Origin of the sequence: Kitasatospora sp. NPDC057198, from assembly GCF_042670125.1 — a bacterium.
Lineage (GTDB): Bacteria > Actinomycetota > Actinomycetes > Streptomycetales > Streptomycetaceae > Kitasatospora.
In genome coordinates, this window is sequence record NZ_JBHUWH010000355.1 from 1 (window position 1) to 8,356 (window position 8,356).

The following is an 8,356-nucleotide window of genomic DNA, read 5'->3' on the forward strand; positions in this document are numbered from 1 at the left end:
GGCCGCCGGCGTGGTCCCGCACGGGGGGCCCCCGGGGGGGCCGCCCTTCTCGTCACTCCGTCACTCCGTCACCAGGGGCCGTACGGGCCCTGGTTGCCGCGCCCGCCGCGGCCGCGGCCGTCGGTGAGCAGCTTGATCGCGGGGCGGACGTCCACCATGTAGACGATCGAGGCGACCAGGCCGACCAGCGTCATCAGGCCGGTGATCGGGTTGGCCCCGAAGAGCAGGTCCCAGCCCAGGGAGAGGCTCAGGATGATCACCCAGAAGCCCTTGGTCTTCTTGTCCGCCGCCCGGTACGCGTCGTCCCGGCGGAACACGGCGTCGCCGAGCGCGAACACCTTGAAGCAGATGATCGCGGCGGCGATCCACCAGAAGGGGTTCAGGAGGTTGACGTACAGGATCACCTTCGGCTCCTCACTCTTTCCTCCATCCTGGCACGGCGGTCACCCCAGTCAACGGCCCGCGTCGGCGCGGCGTTCCGGCCACTGCTACACCGTCGCCGCTCCGTCTCACTCCGCCTCACTCCGCCGCGGAGGCGCTGCCCTTGCGGGCCCGGGGGGCCTTCTTGGCGGCCGGCTTCGGCGCGGCGGGCTCCTCGTCCACCACGACCTCGGCGATCACGACCTCCTCGACCGGCACCTCCGCCTCGGCCTCGGCAGCGGGCCCGGCGGCCGGCTCGGCGGCCTCGGGGGCGGCACCGGCGGCGTCGACCACGGTGCGGCCGCGGACGGCCAGTTCGTCGTAGACCTCCTTGGCCTTCACCGCGAACTCCAGCGCCCGGCCGACCTGCTGCATCGCGAACTCCTGCGCCTTGGCCTGGAGTTCCTTCACGTCGGTGGGCAGCGCGGCGACCGCCTCGGTGACCTTGGCCTGCGCCCCGGCCAGCGCGGCGCCCGCGTCCTGCAGGGCGGCGGCGGCCTTCTCCTGGGTGCCCTTGCGGTCGGCGGCGAGCGCCTCGAGCTGGGCGGGCACCTCGCGGAGCTTCTCGTACGCGAGGTCGCCGGCGCCGGCCAGGGCGTACAGCGGGGTCGGGTCGGTGAGGGTCTTCTTGAACTCGTCGCTGATCGGCATGTCGGGTCCTCCCGGTCGGGGCCGCCGCGCGGTCGGGTCGCGCGGGGCTCGGTCACGCAGGTCCGGTCGTCCGGGCCTGCTCGTTCTGCTCGTCCTTCGGCCTACTCGTCCTTCGGCCCGGCCGGCTCCGCCGGGCGGGCGGCCTGGTTCTCCTTCAGGAACGCCTCGTACACCGAGAGCAGGGCCTGCTTCTGCCGCTCGTTGATCAGCGGATCGGCCAGGATCGCGGCCCGCAGGCCCGGCCCCTCGCCGTCCCGCTCCTCCAGGATCCCGGCCTGCACGTAGAGCGTCTCCGCCGAGATCCGCAGCGCCTTGGCGATCTGCTGGAGGATCTCCGCGCTGGGCTTGCGCAGCCCGCGCTCGATCTGGCTCAGGTACGGGTTGGACACCCCGGCGACCTCGGCCAGCTGCCGCAGCGAGTACTGCGCGCTCCGCCGCTGCTCCCGGATGTACTCGCCGAGCGAGCCCACGTTCAGTGACGCCATACGGGCAGTCTGCCCCGGACCGCTTGCAATTGCAAGCAGGCTGCTAGCACCTGCGAACGCGTCGCTCAGCGGGGAGCGGGCGCACCGGCGGCGCTCAGGTGCGGGCCGAAGACGAGGCGGTCGGGGGCGGGCTCGGGGAGGCCGGTGTGCCGGAAGGCGTCCAGGGTGAAGGCGAACGCGACCGAGTGCTCGAAGCCCCGGGAGCGCAGGACCCAGGGGGCGTCCGGGTCACCGGCGGGGGGCTGGGCGAAGATGAGGTGGACGTGGGCCGGACGGCTGTACTCGCCCGGGGCGGAGGGCGGCCGATACAGGACGAGGGCCAGCCGGGAGGGGAGGGCCCGGACGGTGGGACGGGCCGGGGGGCCGACCGGGCGGAGCTCCTGCGGGACGGTGACATAGCCGGTGACGGCCTCGGCGAAGTCCGGCCCGCCGCGCCGGAACCAGTCGGTGACCAGCGCCTCGAAGGCGGCGTTCCGGTCGGCGCGGCGGCGGACCGCCCCCGCCGCCAGGATCCGCGGGCCCGCCCCGGCCAGGGCGGTGGTGACGGCGCGCAGCGGGGCGTCGGCGGCCGCTCCGGTGTGCCGGACCCGCCGGGCCGCGACCATGGCGGCCCGGAGCACCCACCCCGCGTCGGCGGGCCCGCCGACGGAGCGGAACACCGGCAGGGCCCACTGCCGGACGTGGTGGCGTTCGCGCCGCTCCGGGTGTGCGGCGGCGAACCGGCGGCCGGTCGGCGAGCCCTCCCAGCCGTCGTCGTCCAGGTTCAGCCGGACGGAGCGGCAGCGCAGCACCCCGGCCGCGCCCAGCCGGAGCACCACCCCGTCGGGGCCCGGGTGCAGGGACAGGCCGGTGGCGTCCGGGCCGCTGTCGAAGCGCAGGTCCTCCGGGTCCTCGAAGTGGACGGTGAGCCGGGCGGCGCGCGGACCGCCGCCGGCGTACCGGCACGGCAGTTCGAACTCGCACCAGCCGTCCACCCGGTCGGTGCCGCGCCGCTCGACCGTCAGCCCCCGGAACGCGGCGGCCGGCAGGTCGTACTCGGCGGCCAGTCCGGCCGGCAACTCACTTTCCGTGCCGTCCAGTTCGGCGACCACGCAGCCGCGGTAGACCCGGCTCCACCGGCCGGGGCCGGTGGCGGGCTCGGGCGCGGGCCGGCGCAGGGAGCGCTCGATCGGGACGCCCGCGGCGGCGGTCTGCTCGATCATCCAGGCCCGCCGGCCGGGGCCGAAGTCGGCCATCCAGCGCAGCGCCCAGCGGGCGCGGAGCGCGCGGGCCCAGCGGAAGCGGGCGGCGGCCGCGGCGAAGAGGGCCGCGGTGTTGTTGTCCCACACGTCGGTGAGCCGGTAGATCTCCGCACGGTCGAACTCCCGCGCGTCGGCCGAGACTTCGGCGATCCGCTCGACCGAGCGGTCGAGCAGCGCGGCGTAGGCGAGCAGGGTGCGCGGCTGCCGGGAGCGGAAGGGCATGGAGGTGATTGTGCCCGGCGGCGCGGGTGGTCGCCGTACGGAGAATTAGGCTGGGCGCGACGAAGTGCCTTCAGCGGCAAGGGAATCGACCGGCAGAAGCGGTCATAGCGGGTGGGAACGGGAGGGTCGGGCGGGATGGCGGCGGAACGGCGGGTGGGCGCGGTGCTGTGCGACCTGGACGGGGTGCTGCGGATCTGGGGGGACCTCGCGGACGTCGACCGGGAGCGCGGGCTGCCGCCGGGGACGATCGGCGGGGCGGCGTTCCGGGCGGAGCGGCTGCTGCCCGCGGTGACCGGGGCGGTCAGTGACGAGGAGTGGCGGGCGGGCGTGGCGGCGGACCTGGTGCCGGTGTGCGGGTCGGCGGCCGCGGCACGGGAGGCGGTGGCCGCCTGGGGACGGCAGCCGTGCCGGGTGGACGCGGCCGTGCTGGCGCTGGTCGCCGAGGTGCGGCGGCGCGGCACACCCGTGGTGCTGGTGACCAACGCGACGACCCGGCTGGAGGCCGACCTCGCCGCGCAGCAGCTGGACGGCGCCGTGGACGCCGTCCTCAACACCGCCCGGTTCGGGCACGCCAAGCCCGACCCCCGGGTGTACCGCGCGGCCGCCGAGCTGGCCGGCACCCCGGTGGAGCGCTGCCTGTTCGTCGACGACTCGGCCGGGAACGTCGCCGCCGCGGCGGCGCTCGGCATGCGCGTCCACCACCACGGCGGGGCGGACGGGCTGCGGACGGCGCTCGACGGGCACGGGCTGCTCTGACCGTCCGGTGGAATTGCCTGCCGCACCCGGTCGGGGCGTGCCACCATCCGGGCCATGACGATCTTCCACGGGTACGACGGGACGGCCCTGCACTACGAGCAACTCGGCGATGGCGCGCCGCTGGTGGCGGTCCCCGGTGGCCCCGGCATGGACGCCCGCTACCTCGGCACTCTCGGCAGCCTGGACGCCCACCGGCGGCTGATCCGGTTCGACCCCCGCGGCTGCGGCCGCTCGGCGGCCCCCGCCGACCGGGCGAGCTGCGCGTTCGGTGCGCAGGTCGCCGACCTGGAGGCCCTCCGGGAGCACCTCGGCCTGGAACGCCTCGACCTGCTCGCCCACTCGGCGGGCAGCCTCACCGCCCAGCGCTACGCCGCCGAATTCCCGCACCGCGTCCGCTCGTTGACGCTGGTCACCCCGGCCGGCCGGGCGGCCCGGGAGCCGGACGCGGCGGAGCTCGCCGCGATCAGGGCCGCCCGCGCGGCGGAGCCCTGGTACCCGGACGCCGCCGAGGCGGACGCCCTGCTGGCCGACGGTGCGGCCCCCACGGCGGAACTGCTCCGGCGGATCACCCCGTTCTTCTGGGGCAGTTGGAACGAGCGGGCCCGCGCGGAGGCGTTCGACCCGGAACTGGTGCCGGCCGCGCCCTGGATGCGGGAGGCGTTCTACGCCGGCGCGGGCGAGGGCCGGCCGGTGCCGGCGTCGGTGCCGGTGCTGGTGGTCGCCGGTGAGCTGGACGGGGTGGTCGGCACCGCCCCCGCGAAGCTGGCCGCCGCCCTCCACCCGGGCGCCCGCCTCACCGTCCTGCCCGGCGCGGGCCACCGTCCGTGGGTGGACGCTCCGGACGAATTCGCTTCGCTGGTACGGGACTTCCTCGACGCCGCTTGAGCCCTGACAGCAGTTCGGGAAGAACGGCGGGATGCACCATCAGGGGCTCGGGGAACGGCGAGTCCGTGCTGCTGACGGCCGGAGCCCATCGGAGGTCGGGGCTGCTGCGTGCCTTGAACAGAACCGGAAGCAGATGCACGCAACGGCAGTGAACCTCTCGCAGCCAGGGCCTCGCCGTTCCCCGAGCCCCTGGCGGGGGCTCTCGCCGTTCCCCGAGCCCCTGATGGTGCATCCCGCCGTTCTTCTCCTATTCGGCGGTCAGGTGCCGGTAGAGCGGGGCGAGGAGTTCCGAGAGGTCCGGGGGGAGGTCGGGCGGGGCGGGGGGTTCGGGCGGGGTGTCCCGGAGGGTGAAATCGCCCTGCCAGAAGGTGTCGAGGCACTGGTCGATCGGCTGGTCCACGGCGGTCAGGCTCCGGTCGGGTCGGCGGAGAGGGCGAGCAGTTCGCGGAGCTGCCCGGTGGGGAGGTCGGTCAGCCAGTTCTCTCCGGCGCCGATCACCGTTCCGGCCAACTCGCGTTTGCTGTCGATGAGTTCGGCGATCCTCTCCTCGATGGTGCCGGTGCACACCAGCGTGCGGACCTGGACCTCGCGCCGCTGGCCGATCCGGTGGGCGCGGTCGGTGGCCTGGTCCTCGGTGGCGGGGTTCCACCAGCGGTCGAGGTGGATCACCTGGTTGGCGGCGGTGAGGTTGAGCCCGGTGCCGCCGGCCTTCAGGGAGAGCAGGAACACCCTTGGCCCGTCCGGGGATTGGAAGCGGTCGACGAGTTCCTGCCGGCGCGGGGCGGTGAGGCCGCCGTGCAGGTAGAGGACGGGTTCGCCGAGGCGGCGGCGCAGGTGGGGCTGGAGCAGGGCGCCGAACTCGGCGTACTGGGTGAAGACGAGCACCCGGTCGCCTTCGGCCAGGGCCTCCTGGAGCAGGGCGACGAGTCGTTCGACCTTGCCGGAGCGGCCGCCCAACGGGCTGCGGTCGTGCAGGAGTTGGGCGGGGTGGTTGCAGACCTGCTTGAGCCGGCCGAGGGCGGCGAGCACCGCGCCCTTGCGTTCGACGCCGCGGATGCCGCCGAGGCGGTCGAGCAGGTCGGCGACGACGGCCTGGTAGAGGCCGGCCTGTTCGGGGGTGAGGTCGCAGCGGACGGTGAACTGCTGCTTGGCGGGGAGCTGTCGGCCGATCTCCGGGTCGCTCTTGAGGCGGCGCAGCAGGAAGGGGGCGGTGAGCCGCTGGAGCCGGGCGGCGGTCTCCCGGTTGCCGGACTGCTCGATGGGGACGGCGTACTGCTCGCGGAACGCCTCGGGGGTGCCGAACAGGCCGGGGTTGGCGAAGTCGAGGACGGTGTGGAGTTCGGCGAGGCGGTTCTCGACGGGGGTGCCGGTAAGGGCGATCCGGGGGCCGGAGCGCAGCGAGCGCAGGGCGCGGGACTGGCGGGCGGCGCGGTTCTTGGCGTGCTGGGCCTCGTCGGCGACGACCCGCCGCCAGTGGACGGCGCGCAGCGCGGCGGCGTCCCGCTGGAGGACGCCGTAGCTGGTGATGACCAGGTCGGCGGCGGGGTCGGGGGCGGTGCGGTCGGGGCCGTGGTGGAGCTGGACGCGCAGCCGGGGGGTGAAGCGGGCGGCTTCGCGCCGCCAGTTGCCGACCAGCGAGGTGGGGCAGACCAGCAGGACGGGGCCGCGGGCGCCGCGGGCGTGTTCGAGGGCGAGCAGGGCGAGGGTCTGGACGGTCTTGCCGAGGCCCATGTCGTCGGCGAGGACGGCGCCGAGGCCGAGCCGTCCGAGGGCGTCCAGCCAGGCCAGGCCGCGTTCCTGGTAGGGGCGGAGGGTGCCGGTGAAGCCGGGCGGGGGCGGGGTGCGGTGGGCACCGGGGAGGCGGCCGAGGCGGCCGGCCAGCAGGTCGCCGAGCGGGCCTTCGGCGTGCACGGCGGTGACCGGGAGGCCGTCGACGACGGCGCCGTCGGTGGCGGCGAGCCGGAGCAGGGTGGCGGCGTCGAGCCGGGGGTCGTCGCGGCGGTCGGCGAGGAAGCGCAGGGCGGCGGCGAGTTGGCCGGCGTCCGCCTCGATCCACCGGCCGCGGAACCGGACCAGGCCCGCCTGGGCGGCCGCGAGTTCCTCCAACTCCTGCTGGGTGAGCGGCTGTTCGCCGACGGCGAGCTGCCAGCGGAAGTCCAGGACGGCGTCCCGGTCGGCCTGGGCGGCGCGCCGGACGGAGCCGGGGGCGGGGGCGGTGTGCGCGGTGGCGGCGAGGCCGAGCCGGGGGCGGCGCTGCCACCAGGCGGGCAGCAGCACGCCGTGCCCGGCGGCGGCGAGCGCGGGGGCGCTGTCGCGCAGGAAGGCGAGCGCGCCGGCCCGGTCGAGGTCGAGGCCGGTGGGGCGGGTGCGGTGCAGGGCGGCCCGCAGGTCGGGCAGCAGGCGGGCGGCGCGGTCGAGTTCGGCGAGGTAGGCCGCGGCCGGGTCGTCGACCGTCCGGGCCAGGGCGGCGGCCCCGGGACCGCCGGACCAGAGTTCGGCGGCGGGCAGCAGCAGCGAGGGCCGGTCGAGGGGGCCGAGCAGCACGTCCAGCCGCCAGTTCTCGTCCACGACGGTGGCGTCCGGGTCGTCGGCGGCGGTGCCGAGCGGTTCGGCGAGGCGGAAGGCGAGCCGGACCGGGCCGAGCGGGGCGGTGCCGGCCGCGGCGGCGGCGAGGCGGGCGGTCTCGGCGGGGTCGGGCGGGGCGGGCAGCCGGGCGTCGGGGCCGCGCAGGGCGGCCAGCCAGGCCGGGGCGCCGGGGGGCGGCGGGGCGGCCCCGCCCAGCGCGACGCGGGTCTCGTGGTCGGTGAGCGCGTTCAGCACGGTGTCGAGCAGGGCACCGCCGGTGGGTTCGCGGCCGTCCTCGGCGCGGGCGACGGGCGGGCAGCCGGCTGCCAGCGCGAGGGCCTCCCGGCGGGTGTCCGGCTGGTGCGCGGGCCGCCAGCGGGCCGCCCAGCCGCCGTCCTCGGCGACCAGTTCGGGCAGCACCCGGCCGCGCCCGGCCAGCCGCCACGCCAGGTCGTGCACGCCCGTCAGCCAGCGCAGCGACGCCCCGTACGCGAGTTCCGCCGTCCGGCCGCCGGGCAGCTCGACGGTGCTGCCGGGCCAGTACGGGTCGAACAGTTCGCCGAGCAGCTGCGCGGCCCCCGCCAGGTCGAACAGCAGCGCCGGGACGCGCCAGGGCCGCAGCTCCGGCCCCCGGGCGGTGGAGCCGACGGGCAGGTCGGGCGAGGGGGTCGGCCGCGAGCCGAGCGTGGGCAGCCGCAGCGTCAGCCACCGCTCGTCCCCGCGCTCCGCCAGCCAGGCCGGGCCGGGCCCGATCGCCCGCAGCAGCCCCGCGACCCCGTCCGCCGGACAGGCGTACGGATGCCGCGCCCCCTCCACCCGCCGCCCGGCGAACGCCCCGGCGTCCTCCGCCCACACCCCGAGCCGCGCATCGGCCCGCCAGTGGGCGTGCAGGACGTACATCGGACCTCCGGTGGGCGGACGGCAGGGACCTTCCAGCGTAGATCGGGCCGCGGACAGATCCGCGGGACGCGCGTTCAGGGGCCCGGGGAACGGCGAGCCCGGGTCCGCGGGAGGTTCACTGCCGCCCGGCGCATCTGCTTCCGGTTCTGCTACTGCGACGCAGCGGCACGGACACGTCGATGGGCTCCGGCCGTCAGCAGCACGGACCCGCCGTTCCCCGGGCCCCCGGTG

Annotated in this window: 8 protein-coding genes; 2 read left to right on the forward strand and 6 right to left on the reverse strand. The window is 76.4% G+C overall.

Features of this window, described 5'->3' with window-relative positions:
* Window positions 1-68: 68 nt before the first annotated feature.
* From ACFUEL_RS29715 to ACFUEL_RS29730, 4 genes are all read right to left on the reverse strand, one after another.
* Entirely contained in the window at window positions 69-404 is a 336-nt protein-coding gene (locus ACFUEL_RS29715; protein ID WP_380239864.1) for a DUF2516 family protein, read from the reverse strand.
* A 115-nt stretch (window positions 405-519) separates the two neighbouring features.
* Window positions 520-1,071 carry a hypothetical protein gene (locus ACFUEL_RS29720; RefSeq protein WP_380239865.1) on the reverse strand — a complete coding sequence of 184 codons (552 nt, stop codon included), beginning with the start codon at window positions 1,069-1,071 and terminating at the stop codon, window positions 520-522.
* A gap of 101 nt (window positions 1,072-1,172) precedes the next feature.
* Complete coding sequence (locus ACFUEL_RS29725) at window positions 1,173-1,556, reverse strand: helix-turn-helix domain-containing protein (RefSeq protein WP_380239866.1); 384 nt, start codon at window positions 1,554-1,556, stop codon at window positions 1,173-1,175.
* 65 nt (window positions 1,557-1,621) lie between these two features.
* Entirely contained in the window at window positions 1,622-3,019 is a 1,398-nt protein-coding gene (locus ACFUEL_RS29730; RefSeq protein ID WP_380239867.1) for a hypothetical protein, read from the reverse strand.
* A 135-nt stretch (window positions 3,020-3,154) separates the two neighbouring features.
* Between ACFUEL_RS29730 and ACFUEL_RS29735 the strand changes: the two genes are divergently transcribed.
* Together ACFUEL_RS29735 and ACFUEL_RS29740 are read left to right on the forward strand one after the other, a co-directional pair.
* Window positions 3,155-3,775 carry an HAD-IA family hydrolase gene (locus ACFUEL_RS29735; protein ID WP_380239868.1) on the forward strand — a complete coding sequence of 207 codons (621 nt, stop codon included), beginning with the start codon at window positions 3,155-3,157 and terminating at the stop codon, window positions 3,773-3,775.
* Window positions 3,776-3,829: 54 nt separating this feature from the next.
* On the forward strand, window positions 3,830-4,660 hold the full coding sequence (locus ACFUEL_RS29740; protein WP_380239869.1) for an alpha/beta fold hydrolase: 831 nt from the start codon (window positions 3,830-3,832) through the stop codon (window positions 4,658-4,660).
* Window positions 4,661-4,907: 247 nt separating this feature from the next.
* On the opposite strand, the gene ACFUEL_RS29745 is transcribed toward ACFUEL_RS29740, so the two are convergent.
* Both ACFUEL_RS29745 and ACFUEL_RS29750 read right to left on the reverse strand, forming a co-directional pair.
* The gene (locus ACFUEL_RS29745; RefSeq protein ID WP_380239870.1) at window positions 4,908-5,060 is read right to left on the reverse strand and encodes a hypothetical protein; all 153 of its coding nucleotides are present in this window, start codon (window positions 5,058-5,060) and stop codon (window positions 4,908-4,910) included.
* A gap of 5 nt (window positions 5,061-5,065) precedes the next feature.
* Window positions 5,066-8,125, reverse strand: a complete 3,060-nt coding sequence (locus ACFUEL_RS29750) for an SNF2-related protein (protein WP_380239871.1) — start codon at window positions 8,123-8,125, stop codon at window positions 5,066-5,068.
* Window positions 8,126-8,356 lie beyond the last annotated feature (231 nt).